This is a genomic window from Aeromonas sp. XH (genome assembly GCF_033348475.1).
GTDB lineage: Bacteria > Pseudomonadota > Gammaproteobacteria > Enterobacterales > Aeromonadaceae > Aeromonas > Aeromonas sanarellii.
Map to the genome: position 1 here is coordinate 2,982,088 of NZ_CP137630.1, position 17,328 is coordinate 2,999,415.

Here is a 17,328-nt window from a genome sequence, read left to right on the forward strand (position 1 = left end):
GTGGCTGGCGCCACCCCGTCGCGTTTTTCGAAACCCCGTCAGACCCGGCGATAGGGCAGATAGACCGGCTCCCACATGTGGCTCAGGATGTGCTGATGCAGATCCTGGCCGATCAGGGGGTGGGAGGGATCCCGGCGCACTATGTCCTTGAGCACCGCGGTCGCCACGTGCACCGAGATGTTGCGCAGCTCGCTGATCCTCGGATAGACGGTGCCCCGGGCGAGATCCGCCTCATCCACGCATTCCGCCAGCGCGAAGGCGGCGGTGGTGAAGATGTCAGGGCTGATCTCGCGGATCTGGCTGACGATGGCGGCCAGCCCCACGCCGGGGAAGATGAAGACGTTGTTGCCCTGGCCGATGCGATAGTCCTGCCCCTCGAAGTGCACGTCCTTGAACGGGCTGCCGGTGGCGACGATGGCGCGGCCCCGGCTCCAGCGGAAGATGTCCTCCGGCAGCGCCTCGCAGTTGGCAGTGGGGTTGGAGAGCGGGAACACCATGGGGCGCTCGCAGTGGGCCAGCATCAGCTGGATGTGCTCCTCCTGGAAGGCGCCACCGGCGCCGCTGGTGCCGAGCAGCACCGTGATGGGCACGTGGCGCAGTACCTCGGTCAGCCCCGCCTTGCCCTGCAGCTCCCACTGGGCCAGCAGCAGGCCCGGCTTGGCGTAGCGGCGCTTGTATTCGTCCAGCCCCTCCCGGTTGTCGCACACCAGCCCCTGGGTATCCAGGATGTAGATGCGATCCCGGGCCGCCTGCGGGTCCAGCCCCTCGCGGATCATCCCCGCGCAGATCTGATCCGCCACCCCGACCCCGCCGGCCCCGGCCCCGTAGACCAGGTAGTTCTGCTGGCCCAGGGTCTCGCCCTTGGACTTGACCGCCCCTATGATGCCCGCCAGCACCACGGCGCCTGTGCCCTGGATGTCGTCGTTGAACGACGGCAGCACCTGCTGGTAGCGGGCCAGGTTGTTGAAGGCATTGGACTTGCTGAAGTCCTCCCACTGCAGCACGGCGTTCGGGAAGTGACGCTTGACCCCGGCCACGAACTTGTCGATGAAGTCGTCGTACTCCTTGCCGCGGATGCGCCTGTGGGGCTGACCCAGGTACATGGGGTCATCCAGCAGCGCCTGGTTGTCGGTGCCCACGTCCAGCGCGATGGGCAGGCAGCAGGCGGGATGGATGCCGGCCCCCAGGGTGTAGAGGGCGAGCTTGCCGATGGGAATGCCCATGCCGCCCACCCCCTGATCGCCGATGCCGAGGATCCCCTGGCTGTCGGTGACGACTATGATGCGCACCGCCTTGGCGTCCATGTGGCGGGCCAGGGATCCCATGTCATCGACGTTCTTCTGGGTGATGTAAAGGCCGCGCGGCTTCTGGAAGCGGTGGCTGAACTCCTGGCACGCCTTGCCCACGGTCGGGGTGTAGATGTAGGGAGTCATCTCCTCCACGTGGCGCGACAGGAGGGCGTAGAACAGGGTTTCGTTGCGATCCTGCAGGGCCCTCAGATTCTGGTACTTCTCGATGTCGCTGCAGGCGCTCAGGAAGGCCTCATAGACCCGCTCCAGCTGGGCCTCGAAGGTCTGCACCTGGGGCGGCAGCAGGCCGTCGAGCTCGAAGTCGGCCCGCTCCTGTTCGGTGAAGGCGGTGCCCTTGTTGAGGTTGCGATCGTTGAGCAGATCGGTACCCGTCAGCGCGACCGGGCGAAAGTCCTCGCCCTGTGCATCTTTCCACAGCAGATATTGTCCGGTAGCCATAGTCATTCTCTTTGATTTACATGAAGTTGCCATTCGGCAGGAGAGCAAGACTCAGATTGGTGCGGATCATATGACGTTTAGGGATTCGGTTTTGTGAGCTCAGCCATACCCTGTGGCCAAAGCCCCGTCGGCCAGGGTCGGGAGAGGCTTGCTCCGGCGGCGCGCTTGGCGCAAGATCCCCCCGGCCCCTTGCCTGCCCTCTTCACCCCCCAGGAGCACCATGAGCATGCCCCAGCCCCCCGCATTTCCCGTTTCCGCCGTCATCCTGGCCGGTGGCCGTGCCACCCGCATGGGGGGCGACGACAAGGGCTGGGTGCCCCTCGCGGGCACTCCCCTGATCGAACACGTGCTCCAGCGCCTGCGCCCCCAGGTGGACGAGGTGCTGATCAATGCCAACCGCAGCGAGGATCGCTATCGGCAGCTTGCCCCCGTCATCCGCGACCAGCATGCCGACTTCCAGGGGCCGCTGGCCGGGATGCTGGCGGGGCTGGGCGCCGCCCGCCACGACTGGGTGCTGTTCGTCCCCTGTGACGGCCCCGCCCTGCCCCGGGATCTGATGGCCCGCTTTCGCGCCGCCGTGACCCCTGATACAGAACTGGTGGTGGCCCACGACGGCGAGCACCTGCAGCCCGTGGTCGCCCTGCTGCGCCGTGCCCTGCTGCCCTCCCTGCGCCAGGCGCTGGCCGAGGGGGAGCGCAAGACAGGGGCCTGGTTTGCCCGCCACCGGATGGCGGTGGTGCCCTTTGCCGATGCGCCTGACGCCTTCGTCAACCTCAACAGCCCGGACGAGCTCGCCGCCTACGAGGCGAGGCTGCTGGCGGGAGAGACGCCATGAGTCCCCTGCCCCTGCTTGGCTTCGTCGCCTGGAGCGGCACCGGCAAGACCACGCTGCTGGAGCGCCTCATCCCCCTGCTCGGCCAGCGCGGCCTGCGCCTCGGGGTGCTCAAGCACACCCACCACGACTTCGACATCGACCAGCCCGGCAAGGACAGCCACCGCCTGCGCCAGGCGGGCGCCGTCCAGGTGATGGCGGCCTCCGACCTGCGTCACGCCCTCATCCGGGAGACGCCAGAGGGGGAGCCTTCCCTGGCGGCGCTGCTGGCCCGCTTCGATGCCAGCGCCCTGGATCTGCTGCTCGTCGAGGGGTTCAAGCATCACCATTTTCCCAAGGTGGAGCTGTATCGCGCCACCATCGGCAGGCCTCTGCTCTTCCCCGATGACCCTGACATCATCGCCCTCGTGAGCGACACGCCCCAGGCGAGCCCCTTGCCCCGCTTCGGCTTCGACGAACTGGAGGCCATCGCCGACTTTGTCTGCGCCTGGCTGCCCCGACCAGGAGCCCGCCAGCCGGCCCCGCCCCTGCGCCTCTGCGCCCGGCTGCTGGCGCCCCTGCTCCACCCCGCGGGGCTGGCCTCTGTGCCCGGCGTTCTCAGCCAGGATGAGGCGGGCGTCCTGCTGGTACGCCCGGCGGATGGGTCGCACGACGAGGCCAACTGCCTGATCGAACTCGCCCCCGCGCACCTCTCCCCCGGCGAGCGGGTGATGATACGTCCGCTGGCGAGCCGGTGAGAGCGCATCGCCCCCCTGGCCTTCCCCCTCACCGTCCTGCCGACCCGGGCGCTCAGGCTGCCGGAGAGCACCTGGCCCCTCATCACAAGCCCTCGCCCCGCCCCTGATCCCGACCCCCTCGCACCGCCCTCTGACAGAGCCGCGCGCCCACGAAAAAGCCCCGCCGAAGCGGGGCTTTGTGACACCAGGCATGCTCCCCCTTCGGGAGGTCCCTCAGGCGAGCTTGCGCCCCTCCCGGCTCATCTCATCGAGCTGCTGGCGGCTCAGGGTCGAGATCAGCTTGTCGTCCAGATAGAGGTGCAGCAGATCGCCGTGCATCTCGCCGCGCATGGTGCCGCGTCTGCCGTCGAGGTAGTGGATCTCCATCTGCGCCGTGTGGGCGTCCGGGTAGCGCATCTCCACCTCGCGCACCCCCTGGGGCAGCATGGCCAGCGGCACCTTGTTGAGGGCCGGATCCAGGTGCTGGTTGACCTTGATGACGGCGTCGGCCTTCTGATCCACCAGGGCCGGCGACTTGCCGGTGATGGGGTTCTTGCCGGACCAGAATTCGATGGTGTTGAACACGAAGAGATCCGCCGTCGCCGCCAGGCCATAGACGGGGGAGAGCAGCATGAAGACGCCGGCGCGGCCGTAGCGGTTGTCCACCACGCTGAGGTTGCCCTTGGTCACCATGGCGGAGAGCCCCATCTGTCCCATGCAACCGCCGAGCCCCAGGCTCGTCCCCATTCCCAGCAGCAGGGCCAGGGCCCTGCCTCTCTGTCGTACTGCCATCGTTGTCTACCCGTTCAATGAAAAAGGAGGCGGCAGCCTAAACAAGTGCTCCGGGCAGGACAATTGACAAGGGGGAACCCATACAGCCCGGGTTCAGCCTGGCGGCGCGATCGCTCACTCTTTTGGCGATACCGTCAGCCCCTGTCGCCAGGCCGGCTCCTCAGATGGAGAGGGCGGAGACCGTCTGGGAGACCCTGTCCGCCTCCTGGTGGATCTCGCTCATCAGCCGGGAGGCGCCGGCGATCTGCTGCTTGCCGAGTTCGGCGCTGCCGGCCACCCCGGCCATGTCCTCTGTCACCCTGGCGGTCAGCTCCCGGTTCTTCTGCACCACCCTGGCGATCTCGTCGGTAGACAGGGACGTGCGGGCCGCCAGTTGGCGCACCTCGTCCGCCACCACCGCAAAGCCGCGTCCCTGCTCCCCGGCCCGCGCCGCCTCGATGGCCGCGTTGAGGGCCAGCAGGTTGGTCTGATCGGCGATGGCGCTGATGGTCGAGACGATGGCCTCTATGCTCCTCGACTGCTCGTTGAGCTGGCCGATGAGGGCGATGGCCTGATCCACCCGGGTGGCGATGAGGGAGGAGGTCTCCACCACGGCGCGCAGCAGCTCGGCTCCGGCCTCTGCGCTGTGCAGGGTCTCCTGGGCCGTGCTGTGAGCCAGGCGGGCCGCTTCCCGGGTGGCGTGGTTCTGCTCGATGCGCGCGGTGATGTCGCTGGCGAACTTCACCACCCTGACCACCTTGCCGCTGCCATCCCGAATGGGGTTGTAGGTCGCCTCCAGCCAGACCGCCTGCCCCCGGCTGTTGTGGCGCATGAAGAGGCCGGACTTGAACTGGCCCCGGGCCAGCTCCTCCCAGAAGCGGGGCTGCTCGCGCAGGAAGGCCTCGTCACAGAAGATCCTGTGGTGCCTGCCCGCCAGCTCCCCCATGGTGTAGCCCATGACGTTCAGGAAGTTGGCGTTGGCGCTGATGATGTCGCCGTTCGGGGTGAACTCTATCATGGCCCGGGAACGGTCCAGCGCCAGGGAGAGCGCCTCCAGGCGCTGCAGCTTCTGGTGTCTCTGGGTCACGTCGCTGGCAATCTTCACCACCCGGGTCACCCTGCCCTGCTGCTTCACCGGGAAATAGCTCGCCTCGAGCCAGCGCGTCTCCCCCTGCCGGTTCACCCGCTCGAAGGTGCCGGACTGCGCCTCCCCCTGGGCGAGGCGGCGCCAGAACTGGCGATAGTCGTCGGACTCGGCCCAGGCCCTGGGGCAGAGCCGGCTGTGGGGCTGCCCCGTCAGCTCGCCCGCGTCATACCCCATCAGAGCCAGGAAGGGGGCGCTCGCCTCCAGGATGATCCCCTCCGGACTGAAGAGAAGGCTGGCGGCCCCCGCCTTGATCGCCTCGACCACCCCCTGCTCCTCTTCGAGCCGGGTCTGGCAAGCCTGCAACTGCGCCTTGAGTTTGTGATTGAACATGACACTCCTACCTCGTTGACGATCCGGATCGGCACCACAGCCTCACCCACGGAGGGTATCGGCACCGCCAGCCCCGACATAAGTGGTCGGATGACGCAGGCTCACGGGGGCGCGCAGTGTAGAGAAAAGCGGCGATGCCGCCAAGGGCTGCCAGTACGCAGCCCGGCGAGGGGAGGATCAACCCGGCGGTGAAAAAGGCGGCTAACGGGCGGGAACACACTCGAGGCAGGCGGGATTGTCCGCAAACCCGAACCGCTCGTAGAGCGAGCGTCCCTCGTCGCTGGCATGGAGCCACAGCCTGCCCAACTGTTGCTCGCGGGCATAGGCCTTTATGGCGACAAGGAGGGCCTTCGCCATCCCCCGCCTGCGCCAGGCCGGCAGGGTGTACATATTGAGCACATAGCCCTCCCGCCCCGCCAGATTGCCCGGATAGGGCGGGCGCACGAAGAGCGCCAGGGTGCCGCACGCCACCGCCTCGCCCCCCTCTTCCACCAGCCAGCTGCGGGCGCGGCCCTCTTCCAGCGCCCGGGTGAAATAGGTCTGCGTCGCCTGCCAGAGCGCGGGATCCTCATCGGGTCGGGCAAGCTCCCCCACCTCGCAAAAGAGTGCCATGCGCAGCCGCACCAGGGCGGGAATATCGGCGGCTTGGGCCACTCGTACCATCATCATGCTCTCCTTGATAAATGACCGGGGCTCCCCCCGACGCAGGCAGGTTAACGCGCAGGGTATGCCTGCGTCTTCCCCCCATACTTCCCAAGGTGCCACGCACCACCACCATGATCCGAACGAGCAGGTCAATCCACATCCCCCTTCCCCATTCGGGGCCACCAAAAGAGAGAGGGGCCTATGGCCCCTCTTGTTTCACTGCCTCAACCGGCTCAGGCGGTTTTCACGCACTTCTGGATAAAGCTGTTCTTGGCCGCCCCGGCGAGCTTTTTATCCGCCGCCGCCTTCTCGCACTGGGTTGCCTTGTCGGCAGCACCGTCCGTCTTCAGGCACTTTTGCACGAAGCTGTTCTTGGCCGCACCGGCCAGCTTCTTGTCGGCGGCCGCTTTCTCGCACTGGCTCGCCTTGGCACTGGCGGAGGCATCCTTGACGCACTTGCCCACAAAGCTGGTCTTGGCGGCGCCCGCCAGCTTCTTCACCGCCGCCTGGGCCTCGCACTCTTGCTGCGCGCCAGAGGTTGCGCCCTGGGCCACCCCCATTCCCATGCCCATGACCGTCGCACACAGACTCAACACCATCAGGATCCGCTTCATATGACCAACTCCCTTCGTTCTATCCATTGTGGTTGGCCCCCACTCACGCGGGCCAAACGAGGCACCCTTGCCTCGCTGCACTATAGTCCCCCTCCCCCGTGACAACAAAATGCCCCTTTCTTCTCGACAACCCCCTCCCTACCCCCATCCCGGCCACCCGGCGCCTTCGCTCCAATTGTTGAGCTGGCGCAAAAAACGCAGATCTTCCTGATAGTTGCGTCACTTTCTGACTGGTTTGCATATGAGGCTTGAGGATATGCTGGTCATTCGGCGCCTACAGCACCATCCGGGCCCCGCCCGCTGGTCGATGGAGCGCATTGGAAGCTGTAATCCAGGAGCAGCTCTATAAGCTGGTTTCATGGGGAAAACCTTGAAAAGGGTATTCGCCATAATTGACTATGCCAGAATATGCGTGATGAGTATTTATATTAGTTATAGTTTAATTACATGGAGAAATATAATGTATGCTCACATTTAAAACGCAGTTCCCTATAAGCAATGAAAAAAGTACTAACGATGTTATTGAGGCCGGGCGCGTTTGGTTAGCGAAGAGCCCACACTCGACATTAGCTGAGGTAATGAAAAATAAATTAAAAATAGACAATGAACTTACTCTTGAATCCACTAATGAATCCATAACGTTTAACATATTAAAAAATGATTATAATTTAGGTGCATTTCGCCATGAAAACCTAGATTTAAATGGCGTAAGATGGGTTACAGAAGTCGTTAGCTTCAAAGAGCAGGATAACTTCTGGATCTCAGTTCAACTTAGTGTCGACTCTGAATTACCAGTTGAAAGAGTTGACCAAGGGAAAAGGCCCCACATATTAAAAGTAATAATGAGAGATATTGGTGGGGGTGTTGATGGAAAGCTAAAAGTTTTGGATGCCCCACATTATTTAAATGAGGGTGACATTAGTTTGGCCGCTGATTTAATTACGGCTAATGCCAATTGTAGTATGCCCATAGTTTATGTTAGTGCAAATAATAACAATTTACCCCATGTAGATCCTGTTCAATTATCACAATGGCTATCAGGCATGGCTCATGTTGTAGTTGAACCGACCAGAGCTTTTTCCTTTGAATTAATGGATGAGGTATACAATGAAAATGCCTATGGTGGTGCGGTTGCAATATACTGGCCAGATGGAATTGGGAAATGGTCTTTCTTGCCCAATGGAAATTATTCCGATCCTCGTGAGATGCAATTATCAATCGCAAGAAAAATAAGAAGCTCTTTATTATCACAAAGAACCAAGAGTGAATGTCGCTGGGGTTTCGTTCAAGAACAAAAATCAAGAGAAGAACTAAAGGCGCTAATGGCTTCAGGTTCAAAAGAAGTTGAAGATTTCATCAAACTATTTGAACTAGAAATAAAGTCAAAGGATGATGAGATACAATTGTTAGAGGCGGAAATAAATAGACTGAAATATAGCAAACGAACAATAAATGAATCCAGTATTGATGCTCCAGGTTGTATCGTGATAAATAGTAGCGAAAGTGAAATCTATCAAGCTGAGAAGATTGGAATAATTATTGAAGCCTTAGAACTTTACAGAGACTCTTGCGGTTCTCATGAGAGAAGGCAGATTATTATCTCCGATATATTAAGCCTTAACAACCGCAGTGATGAAAAAGACTCTCTTCTAGCACACATGAAAGAGATCTTGCGAAACTATACATCCATGAATGCAAATATAAAAAAAGCACTTGAGAAAATTGGCTTTGATGTTGCTGAAGATGGAAAACATTATAAACTTATATTCCGGAATGAAACACGACTTCCTTTCATATTATCTAAAACAGGAAGTGATCATCGAGGTGGATTAAATTCATTCTCAGATCTAAGAAAACTATTTTTCTAACAAAATCTCAAAATCTAGGACAAGAATCTAGGACACCGGAAATCTAGGACACCCACCTTTTTGAACCAGCGAGGAACCTAGGAAATCCACTATTCTGAGCCAGCCGTTACCCGGCTGGCTATATCTCTCATCACACACTGATCTTCCTGAAACCCGATAAATATCTTGTACACCAGCGACATTTACCCGGTGGGGTCGCGTGTTCAAACGAAATCTAGGACACCCACCTTTTTGAGCCAAAAAAAAATCCAGGACACCCACCTTTTTGAGCCAGCCGTTACCTGGCTGGCTATATCTCTCATTACACACTGATCTTCCTGGAACCCGATAAATATCTTGTACACCAGCGACATTTACCCGGTGGGGTCGCGTGTTCAGACATGGCAACGCCTGACACCAAACAAATGCCAAGGTAGTAAAACGGGATCTATCGGATTAACAAGGTGGCTGATGGCATCGTCGCTGACCACAGTGTGGATAACCCTAGGACACCCACCTTTTTGAACCAGCCGTTACCTGGCTGGCTATATCTCTCATCACACACTGATCTTCCTGGAACCCGATAGCAAAATCTAGGACACCCACCTTTTTGAGCCAGCCATTATCTGGCTGGCTATATCTCTCATCACACACTGATCTTCCTGGAACCCGATAAATATCTTGTACACCAGCGACATTTACCCGGTGGGGTCGCGTGTTCAGACATGGCAATGCCTGACACCAAACAAATGCCAAGGGAGTAAAACGGGATCTATCGGATTAACAAGGTGGCTGATGGCATCGTCGCTGACCACAGTGCCGGGCAAACTGCTGACAGTGTTCTTTGTCACCCACTACTCTGATGCCCTGGCGCCGAAACAGCGTCACCTGCTTCAGCCAGCGAATCTCATCCAGCCCCAACCGCGCCAGGATGGGGGCAAGGTGGGACGGAATATGGCCACGCTTGTCCACTCTGATGGCACGACCTGTCCAGTCCACCAGCATCAGATAATCGGTAAGGAAATCTGGGACACCCACCTTTCTGAGCCAGCCGTTACCTGGCTGGCTATATCTCTCATCACACACTGATCTTCCTAGAACCCGATAAATATCTTGTACACCAGCCACATTTACCCGGTGGGGTCACTTTGAAGGAAATCTGGGACACCCACCTTTCTGAGCCAGCCGTTACCTGGCTGGCTATATCTCTCATCACACACTGATCTTCCTAGAACCCGATAAATATCTTGTACACCAGCCACATTTACCCGGTGGGGTCGCGTGTTCAGACATGGCAATGCCTGACACCAAACAAATGCCAAGGGAGTAAAACGGGATCTATCGGATTAACAAGGTGGCTGATGACACCGTCGCTGACCACAGTGCCGGGCAAACTGCTGGCAATGGTCTCTGTCACCCACCACTCTGATGCCCCGGCGCCGAAACAGCGTCACCTGCTTCAGCCAGCGAATCTCATCCAGCCCCAACCGCGCCAGGATGGGTGCAAGGTGGGACGGAATATGGCCACGCTTGTCCACTCTGATGGCACGACCTGTCCAGTCCACCAGCATCAGATAATCGGTAAAGGCATAAGGCAGACCATCCGATGTACGCTGGTTGGCAAACGGCAGCAACAAGGGTGGCAATGGGGCTGCGGGCTGCTCGCCATCGAGACGCTGCTTGAGGCTGGTGTAGTCGCTCTGCTCAGGCCGGTCGGCCAATCCAGCTCGTATCGGGTTGAGGTCAACGTACGTCATGCAGGCCAGCAGGGCTGACTCGGTGAGCAGGGCCTGGCTCTTGAAGCGCCCTTCCCAGAAATGGCCCTTGCAGCCGTCTTCCCGATTGGCCTGCCGAGCCAGGGTTTCATTGAGCAATCGCACAAACCAGCTGATGGAATGCAGGCGCTCCCGCCACTGCCCTATCAGTTGCTGCACCACAGCCAGTTCGGGCTCAATCAGGGACTCCCTCTGATACCAGCGTCGCACCAGCAGCGGCCACTGGAACAGCGCTGCCCAACGCTCGGCCACTTCCCGCCCGCTCCAGCTGGCAGCTGTATCGGGTTCCACTTTGAGCACCAGGTGATAGTGGTTGCTCATCACCGCATAGGCACAAACACCGATGGCAAACAGTCGCGACAGTTGGCCCAGCTTGTCGACCACCCACTGACGCCGATGCTCGTAACTCTGGCCGGAATGGGCATCTTCCCCGCACAGAAACGCCCGCCGCACACAGCGACTGACCAGGTGGTAGTAAGGCGTATCCTGCAAACTGATTTGACGTGAACGGGCAATGGTCATGGCTCACCCCCTGGGCAGTGACCTCTCAAGCCAAGTACAGGGCTACGTCGCTGTCAAAAAGGTGGGTGTCCCGATTAAAAATCTGTCAAAAAGGTGGGTGTCCCGATTAAAAATCTCCCGATTAAAAATCCCGATTAAAAAACCATCCCAAGCGGGATGGTTTTTATTGGATGGCTTGAAAGGCAGGGACCTTCTTACCACCGCCCCAGGGGTGGCTGCTGGTTGCGCGACTCCACCATGGCAATGAGGATGGCCATCAGGCTCGATATCAGCATCAGCCCAATGGCGATGGGAAACGTCACCAGGATGTAAGAGAAACGCCCGATCTCTGTCGCCGGAGAGTCCGATAGCATCATCATTGGCAGGGGGAAGACCAATAACAGGGCCAGGTAAAACATGATCCTGGCGATCATTAGGGGGGTTTTGAGGGACTGGGTCACTATTTTTCGGTACGGCCACATGATGGTTTGCTCCCTGCACTGTGGTGTTGTTGTTGTCGATATGCCGCGCCGTCGAGGCATCTGCGGCTCTGCTCGTCCATGAAGGGTGTCAAGCAGTCCCCTGATTAGCAGCCACGGCAGGCCGGGTCAACGGGCTCCGGGGGGCCGGAAATGACTCGCCGACAGGGTTGTGCTATCAGGGGCGAACATAACAACGAGAGTGCAAATCAAATGTGCAAAAACGTCGCAGCAATCACTGTCGACACGCCTTTCACCAGCAGGTTGTGAGGCACAGCCAAAACGGGGAGTTGCGCCGGGGGCTGCGCTGTGATGCTCCCCTCCCAGGCAGAGCGGTGCCCTGCGTGCGGCTCGGGTTCCCCGGCCTGGATGGCTTGGCTCTTGCTACTCAATCTGGCTACTCAATCTGACTAACCGGTCTGGCTGCACGGCCTTGATGGTGCGCCTTGATTACGCACGCTATACACGCACTCTGGCTGCGCCGAGCCAGTGTTATTGCGCTAGTCGGTTGCAGGCCGATCGCCGGGCTGCTGCGCTCCCAGCAGCGTGGTGCCGTAGGAGTTGTCCACCGTGCAGCGCCACTGGCCATCGGGCTCTTTGCGAAACACATAGGTGGCGCGCCGGGTTTCGTCGATCCAGCCCTCCCCGCCCGGGTAACGCAGCCGGGTCTCCATGATCACCAGGGCGTTGTCGGCCCCCTCTATGACCTCCATGGCCCCCTGGGTCACCTCAAGCTGGCCGTCAAAGTAATCGGAGATGGCGGTGAAGGCGCGGCGGATGGCGGGGATGCCGCGCACCACCATGCCGGGTTTGACCACCAGGGCGGCGTCCTCGGCGTAGAAGGTCATCAGGGCATCGAAGTCGCGCCGGGAGATGGCGGCGTCACAGGTCTCGATCAGGGTGCGAAGGGGATGCGGGCTCATGCCGTGCTCCTTGTTTCAGGGGGATCAGGGCGGGCTACCCGCCCTATACCGGACATCAATACCGGACATAAAAAATCCCCCGCTTTCGCGAAAAAGCGGGGGATCGTCAGCGTCTCATGACGGCTTAACCGAGCAGGAAGGCCTTGAGGCGGCCAAAGTCTGCGGGCAGGTCGTGGGACAGAAGCGGCAGCGCGGCGTGCTTGGCGAGCGGGCCCGGCAGCGGCACATCCAGATTCAGGATCTCGTCCACCGACTCCTTGAACTTGGCCGGATGGGCGGTGCAGAGGAAGACCCCCACCTCGTCTTGCCCAAGCTGCTCGTTCAGCAGATCCCAGGCAATCGCCCCGTGGGGCTCGCACAGGTAATCCAGCTGATGCAGGCGTTTGAGCGCATCGCGGGTCTGGGCATCATCACGCATCCCTGAGCCCAGGGTTTCCAGCGCCCAGCCCTTGCGACGGCACAGCTCTTCCACGCGCGGCCAGTTGTTGGGGCGGCTCACGTCCATGGCGTTGGACAGGGTCGCGACTGTCTGGTGCGGCTCCCACTGGCCGGTTTTCAGGTAGCGCGGCACGGTGTCGTTGGCGTTGGTGGCGGCGATAAAGCGCTTCACCGGCAGCCCCAGCGCCTTGGCGATGAGACCCGCAGTGAGGTTGCCGAAGTTGCCGGACGGCACGCTGATGACCGCCTTGGTCCGTTGGGCTTTCGGCAGCTGGGCCACGGCTTCGAAATAGTAGCAAACCTGGGCCAGCAGGCGGCTGATGTTGATGGAGTTGGCGGAGTTGAGGCCGATGGCGGTCTTGAGCCCTTCATCGTCGAAGGCATCCTTGACCAGCGCCTGACAGGCATCGAAGTCACCGTCGATGGCGAGGGTGCGGATGTTGCCGCCGAGGGTGCAGAAGAGCGCCTCCTGCAAGGGGCTTATCTTGCCCTTGGGGTAGAGGATCACCACTTCGATCCCCTCCAGGCCGTAGAAGGCGTGGGCCACGGCGGCACCGGTGTCGCCGGAGGTGGCGGTGAGGATGGTGATCTTGTCGTTGGTCCTGAAGGCGGCCAGACACTGGGCCATGAAGCGGCCGCCGAAATCCTTGAACGCCAGGGTCGGGCCGTGGAACAGCTCCAGCGCATAGGTGCCATCTTTCAGCTTCACCAGGGGCGCCGGGAAGGTGAAAGCAGCGTCGATAAGCTCGCTCACCTTGGCTGCCGGTACTTCGTCACCCAGCAGGTGGCTCAGGATGCGGGCCGAGCGCTCGGCCAGCGGCAGATCCAGCAGGGCATCCACGTCGGCCAGCGGCTCCAGGGTCTCTGGGAAGAACAGCCCCTGCTCGCGGCCCAGACCCTGACGCACCGCCTGGGCGAAGCTCACCTGTTCACTCTTGTCCTTGATGTTGTAAAGATTCATAGCTCGCTTCCTGTTACCCGTGCCCCGGCCATGTCCAGTTTGCAGACCCTGGCAAATCCATCTTCATTGCGCACGAAGTGCGCTTCCATCCACTCTTTCATGCGTTCGGCCTGGGCCAGATCCTTCATCACCACGAACACGGTGGGACCGGACCCCGAGATGCCGGTGGCCAGCGCCCCGTTCTGGGCCCCCTGGGCCCGCACCTCGTTGAAACCTTCAATCAGGGCCGCGCGGTAAGGCTCGGCGATCACGTCTTTCAGGACGCTGGCGGCCAGCCCTTCCTGGCGGCTGTAGCTGGCATGCACGAAGGCGGCCAGCCGGCGGCCATAGGTGAGGCAGTCCTGGCGGCGATACTGGGCCGGCAGGATGGCGCGGGCGGCGGCGGTGGAGACCACGGTGCCCGGGTAGCAGACCACCCAGTACCACTCGTCAAACACCGGGATGCCCTGGCTGATGACGCCCCCCTCCTCCAGCACCAGCTGCATGCCGCCCAGATAACAAGGCGCCACGTTGTCGTAATGGACGGAGCCGGAGATCTTCCCTTCCATCTCCCCCATCAACAGCAGCAGGTCGTGTTCGTTGAGGGGGGCGCCGTGGAAGGCGTTGAGCCCTTCCAGCGCCGCCACCACGCTGCAGGCGCTCGACCCCAGGCCCGAGCCCACCGGCAGGTTCTTCTCCAGCACCATCTCCAGGGGCTGGAGCCCGAGGCCGCGCTTCTCCAGCGCCTCCCCGTAGGCGACCCAGCAGTCGTAGAGGATGTTCTTTTTGGGGTCATCCGGCAACTTGTGGGCATAGCGGCCCACGGAGGAGAGGGCAAATGCCACGTCGGCCGCCTTGACCTGGACCCTGTCCCCCAGCAGGGAGCCATCCACGGGGGCGAGCGCCGCCCCCAGTACGTCAAAGCCCACGCTCAGGTTGGCGCTGGAGGCCGGTGCATAGGCCACCACGCTGCCGCCCACTTCCACATTCGGGTTCATCGCTGAACTCATGCTTATAACTCCTGCTTCCAGTTCTGGGTGCGCAGCACGTCGGCGAAGACGCCGGCGGCGGTCACTTCGGTCCCTGCGCCATAGCCGCGCAGCACCAGGGGGATGGGCTGGTAATAGGTGGAGAAGAAGGCGAGCGCGTTCTCCCCGTCTTTTACCTTGAACAGGGGCTCGTCGCCACCCACCGCCTTGATGGCCACCTTGCACTTGCCACCCTCGATGGAGCCGACGTAACGCAGCACCTTGCCTTCACGCTGGGCCGCCGCGAACTGGTCGCGGAACCAGCCGTCGGCCTCGGGCAGGCGGGCCATGAAGGCTTCCACGTCGCCGCTCACGTCAAAGCCCGGCGGCAGTGCCTGCTCCACCTCCACATCGGAGAGCTCCAGCGCCATGCCGGCCTCGCGGGCCAGGATCAGAAGCTTGCGCGCCACGTCCATGCCGTTCAGGTCATCGCGGGGATCCGGCTCGGTGAAGCCGTTGCCGCGGGCGATCTGGGTAGCCTCGGAGAAGGCCATCCCCTCGTCCAGCTTGCCGAAGATGAAGGAGAGCGACCCGGACAGGATGCCGTCGAAGGCGCGCAGCTTGTCACCGGCCTTGATGAGGTTCTGCAGGTTCTCGATGACCGGCAGGCCCGCGCCCACGTTGGTCTCGTACAGGAACTTGCGGCGGGTCTGGCGGGCGGTGCGGCGCAGCGCCTTGTAGTAATCCAGCGACCCGGTGTTGGCCTTCTTGTTCGGGGTGACCACGTGGAAGCCGGCCCCGAGGAAATCGGCGTACTGGACGGCCACGGCTTCGCTCGAGGTGCAGTCGACGATCACCGGGTTGATGAGGTGGCTCTCTTCCACCAGCTTCTTCACCGCCTCCAGGCTGAAACTGCCTTGTGCTTCCACCAGCTGTTCACGCCAGTTGGCGAGGGCCAGACCATCCTTGTTGACCGCCATCTGACGGCTGTTGGCGATGCCGACCACCCGCAGACCGGTGCCCTGCTCGGCCAGTACCGGCTGCTGGCGGGCAATCTGATCCACCAGGGCCGCACCGACGCCGCCCACCCCGACCACGAAGAGATCGATGAACTGCTGGCTGCCAAAGAAGTTCTGGTGGCACGCCTTGATGGCTTCCGCCACCTTGCCGGAGCGCACGACCGCGGAGATGGAGCGCTCGCTCGACCCTTGTGCGATGGCGACGATGTTGATGGAGGCCTGGGCCAGGGAGGTGAAGAAGCGCGCCGCCATCCCCTTGGAGGTACGCATGCCGTCACCGATGAGGGAGATGATGGCCAGATCGGTCATGATCTCGAGCGGGTCCAGCAACTGGTTCTTGAACTCCAGCTCGAACTCGCGCTCCAGCACCTTGCGGGTCTTGTCGCTGTCGTAGCTGTGGATACAGAAGCTGACGCTGTACTCGGAGGACGACTGGGTGATCAGCACGATGCTGACCCCGGCGCGGGAGACGGCGGAGAAGATGCGACCGGCCATGCCCACCATGCCCTTCATGCCGGGACCGGAGACGTTGAACATGCACATGCCGGAGAGATCCGAGATGGCCTTCACCTTCAGATCGTCATCCCCCTGATCGACCCCGATGAGGGTACCCGGACCCTGGGGGTTGAAGCTGTTCTTGATGAGGCAGGGAATGTGGAACTGGGCCACGGGGGCGATGGTCTTCGGGTGCAGCACCTTGGCACCGAAGTAGGAGAGCTCCATCGCCTCTTTATAGGAGAGGGTTTTGAGCAGGTAGGCATCCGGTACCAGGCGCGGATCGCAGTTGTAGCACCCCTCCACGTCGGTCCAGATCTCGCAGCACTCGGCATCGACGCAGGCGGCCAAAACGGCGGCGGAATAGTCGGAGCCGTTGCGGCCCAGCAGCACGGTTTCGCCCTTGTCGCTGCCACCGGTGAAGCCCGGCATCAGGTAGAGACAATCGCTACGCAGCCCTTTGGCGGCGAAGCGCAGGCGGGAGGCTTCGATATCCACGTGGGCTTCGAGGTAGCCGCCGTCGGTCACCAGCAGTTGCTCCGGCACGATGAGATCCAGCTCGAGGCCACGCACCCGCAGCAGCTCGTGCATGAAGGCGATGGAGAGGTTCTCGCCCCGGCTCAGGATGCGGGCCTGGACGTTGTCCGGGCACTGCCCCAGCAGACGGATGCCCTGCATCAGCCGCTCCACCTGATCCAGCTCGGCGGTGAGGCGGCTTTGCAGCGCCTTGTCATCCAGCGCCGGGTAGGCTGCTTTGAGGCCCGCCAGCAGGCGGGAGAAGATGCCGTTGATCTCGAACAGGGTAGCGCTTGCGTCCATGCCGCGGCTGATCTGCTCCACCAGGGCGACCAGGTGGTTGGTCACCTTGGCCGGTGCCGACAGCACCAGGGCAACCTGGGATTGGCCGTGGGTATTGACCGCGATATCGGCTACCCGTAGGAAACGCTCTGCATCGGCCAGTGACGACCCGCCAAACTTCAACACTCTCATCGCTTACTCTCCCTGTCTTTTCTGCAGACAAATTGGTCTGAAAACGGCCTGAAATGAACCCAACAAAAAGGCCCGTACTGGGTGGGTACGGGCCTTTTCAGATTTCTGTGCTTGTTCGTCAGCGCATCAACCGGCCCCAGTGCCACCTGT

The 17,328-nt window shown here is 61.2% G+C and carries 13 protein-coding genes and 1 pseudogene; 3 read left to right on the plus strand and 11 right to left on the minus strand.

Going from position 1 to position 17,328, the window contains the following annotated elements; translation table 11 throughout:
• Window positions 1–38: 38 nt before the first annotated feature.
• Window positions 39–1,748, minus strand: a complete 1,710-nt coding sequence (locus R2B70_RS13665) for an NAD-dependent malic enzyme (protein ID WP_209794531.1) — start codon at window positions 1,746–1,748, stop codon at window positions 39–41.
• 220 nt (window positions 1,749–1,968) lie between these two features.
• On the opposite strand from R2B70_RS13665, the gene mobA reads away from it, so the two are divergent.
• Both mobA and mobB read left to right on the plus strand, forming a co-directional pair.
• Window positions 1,969–2,583 carry a molybdenum cofactor guanylyltransferase MobA gene (mobA, locus tag R2B70_RS13670; protein ID WP_318161748.1) on the plus strand — a complete coding sequence of 205 codons (615 nt, stop codon included), beginning with the start codon at window positions 1,969–1,971 and terminating at the stop codon, window positions 2,581–2,583.
• A pseudogene (gene mobB, locus R2B70_RS13675) lies at window positions 2,580–3,095 on the plus strand (molybdopterin-guanine dinucleotide biosynthesis protein B); the annotation flags it as partial. The gene mobA and the pseudogene mobB, both read left to right, overlap by 4 nt.
• 435 nt (window positions 3,096–3,530) lie before the next feature.
• On the opposite strand, the gene R2B70_RS13680 reads toward mobB, so the two are convergent.
• The 4 genes from R2B70_RS13680 to R2B70_RS13695 all read right to left on the minus strand — a co-directional run bounded on the left by R2B70_RS13680 (window position 3,531) and on the right by R2B70_RS13695 (window position 6,803).
• A complete protein-coding gene (locus R2B70_RS13680) occupies window positions 3,531–4,088 on the minus strand; it encodes a DUF3332 domain-containing protein (protein WP_318161749.1) in 558 nt (185 codons plus the stop codon).
• Between the two features lie 160 nt (window positions 4,089–4,248).
• The gene (locus tag R2B70_RS13685) at window positions 4,249–5,544 is read right to left on the minus strand and encodes a PAS domain-containing methyl-accepting chemotaxis protein (RefSeq protein WP_318161750.1); all 1,296 of its coding nucleotides are present in this window, start codon (window positions 5,542–5,544) and stop codon (window positions 4,249–4,251) included.
• A 201-nt stretch (window positions 5,545–5,745) separates the two neighbouring features.
• A complete protein-coding gene (locus tag R2B70_RS13690) occupies window positions 5,746–6,210 on the minus strand; it encodes a GNAT family N-acetyltransferase (protein WP_318163359.1) in 465 nt (154 codons plus the stop codon).
• A gap of 212 nt (window positions 6,211–6,422) precedes the next feature.
• Complete coding sequence (locus tag R2B70_RS13695) at window positions 6,423–6,803, minus strand: hypothetical protein (RefSeq protein ID WP_318161751.1); 381 nt, start codon at window positions 6,801–6,803, stop codon at window positions 6,423–6,425.
• 464 nt (window positions 6,804–7,267) lie between these two features.
• Here R2B70_RS13695 and R2B70_RS13700 point away from each other — a divergent pair, with 464 nt between their 5' ends.
• Complete coding sequence (locus R2B70_RS13700; RefSeq protein ID WP_318161752.1) at window positions 7,268–8,671, plus strand: hypothetical protein; 1,404 nt, start codon at window positions 7,268–7,270, stop codon at window positions 8,669–8,671.
• A gap of 1,325 nt (window positions 8,672–9,996) precedes the next feature.
• Here R2B70_RS13700 and R2B70_RS13705 read toward each other — a convergent pair.
• The 6 genes from R2B70_RS13705 to thrA all read right to left on the minus strand — a co-directional run bounded on the left by R2B70_RS13705 (window position 9,997) and on the right by thrA (window position 17,178).
• Complete coding sequence (locus R2B70_RS13705; RefSeq protein WP_318161753.1) at window positions 9,997–10,947, minus strand: transposase; 951 nt, start codon at window positions 10,945–10,947, stop codon at window positions 9,997–9,999.
• A 194-nt stretch (window positions 10,948–11,141) separates the two neighbouring features.
• On the minus strand, window positions 11,142–11,345 hold the full coding sequence (locus R2B70_RS13710) for a hypothetical protein (protein ID WP_318161754.1): 204 nt from the start codon (window positions 11,343–11,345) through the stop codon (window positions 11,142–11,144).
• A 560-nt stretch (window positions 11,346–11,905) separates the two neighbouring features.
• Window positions 11,906–12,328: a YybH family protein gene (locus R2B70_RS13715; RefSeq protein WP_318161755.1), complete on the minus strand. Its 423-nt coding sequence runs from the start codon at window positions 12,326–12,328 to the stop codon at window positions 11,906–11,908.
• A gap of 124 nt (window positions 12,329–12,452) precedes the next feature.
• A complete protein-coding gene (thrC, locus tag R2B70_RS13720; protein ID WP_318161756.1) occupies window positions 12,453–13,727 on the minus strand; it encodes a threonine synthase in 1,275 nt (424 codons plus the stop codon).
• Complete coding sequence (gene thrB, locus R2B70_RS13725; RefSeq protein ID WP_412055170.1) at window positions 13,724–14,704, minus strand: homoserine kinase; 981 nt, start codon at window positions 14,702–14,704, stop codon at window positions 13,724–13,726. The genes thrC and thrB overlap by 4 nt, the downstream gene beginning before the upstream one ends.
• Before the next feature lie 14 nt (window positions 14,705–14,718).
• Complete coding sequence (gene thrA, locus R2B70_RS13730; RefSeq protein WP_318161758.1) at window positions 14,719–17,178, minus strand: bifunctional aspartate kinase/homoserine dehydrogenase I; 2,460 nt, start codon at window positions 17,176–17,178, stop codon at window positions 14,719–14,721.
• Window positions 17,179–17,328 lie beyond the last annotated feature (150 nt).

What these genes read in the sequence shown, in the direction of transcription:
- R2B70_RS13665 (WP_209794531.1), bottom strand. Translation starts at nt 1,748, where the DNA reads ATGGCTACCGGACAATATCTGCTGTGGAAAGATGCACAGGGCGAGGAC.
- mobA (WP_318161748.1), top strand. Translation starts at nt 1,969, where the DNA reads ATGAGCATGCCCCAGCCCCCCGCATTTCCCGTTTCCGCCGTCATCCTG.
- R2B70_RS13680 (WP_318161749.1), bottom strand. Translation starts at nt 4,088, where the DNA reads ATGGCAGTACGACAGAGAGGCAGGGCCCTGGCCCTGCTGCTGGGAATG.
- R2B70_RS13685 (WP_318161750.1), bottom strand. Translation starts at nt 5,544, where the DNA reads ATGTTCAATCACAAACTCAAGGCGCAGTTGCAGGCTTGCCAGACCCGG.
- R2B70_RS13690 (WP_318163359.1), bottom strand. Translation starts at nt 6,210, where the DNA reads ATGATGGTACGAGTGGCCCAAGCCGCCGATATTCCCGCCCTGGTGCGG.
- R2B70_RS13695 (WP_318161751.1), bottom strand. Translation starts at nt 6,803, where the DNA reads ATGAAGCGGATCCTGATGGTGTTGAGTCTGTGTGCGACGGTCATGGGC.
- R2B70_RS13700 (WP_318161752.1), top strand. Translation starts at nt 7,268, where the DNA reads ATGCTCACATTTAAAACGCAGTTCCCTATAAGCAATGAAAAAAGTACT.
- R2B70_RS13705 (WP_318161753.1), bottom strand. Translation starts at nt 10,947, where the DNA reads ATGACCATTGCCCGTTCACGTCAAATCAGTTTGCAGGATACGCCTTAC.
- R2B70_RS13710 (WP_318161754.1), bottom strand. Translation starts at nt 11,345, where the DNA reads ATGTTTTACCTGGCCCTGTTATTGGTCTTCCCCCTGCCAATGATGATG.
- R2B70_RS13715 (WP_318161755.1), bottom strand. Translation starts at nt 12,328, where the DNA reads ATGAGCCCGCATCCCCTTCGCACCCTGATCGAGACCTGTGACGCCGCC.
- thrC (WP_318161756.1), bottom strand. Translation starts at nt 13,727, where the DNA reads ATGAATCTTTACAACATCAAGGACAAGAGTGAACAGGTGAGCTTCGCC.
- thrB (WP_412055170.1), bottom strand. Translation starts at nt 14,704, where the DNA reads ATGAACCCGAATGTGGAAGTGGGCGGCAGCGTGGTGGCCTATGCACCG.
- thrA (WP_318161758.1), bottom strand. Translation starts at nt 17,178, where the DNA reads ATGAGAGTGTTGAAGTTTGGCGGGTCGTCACTGGCCGATGCAGAGCGT.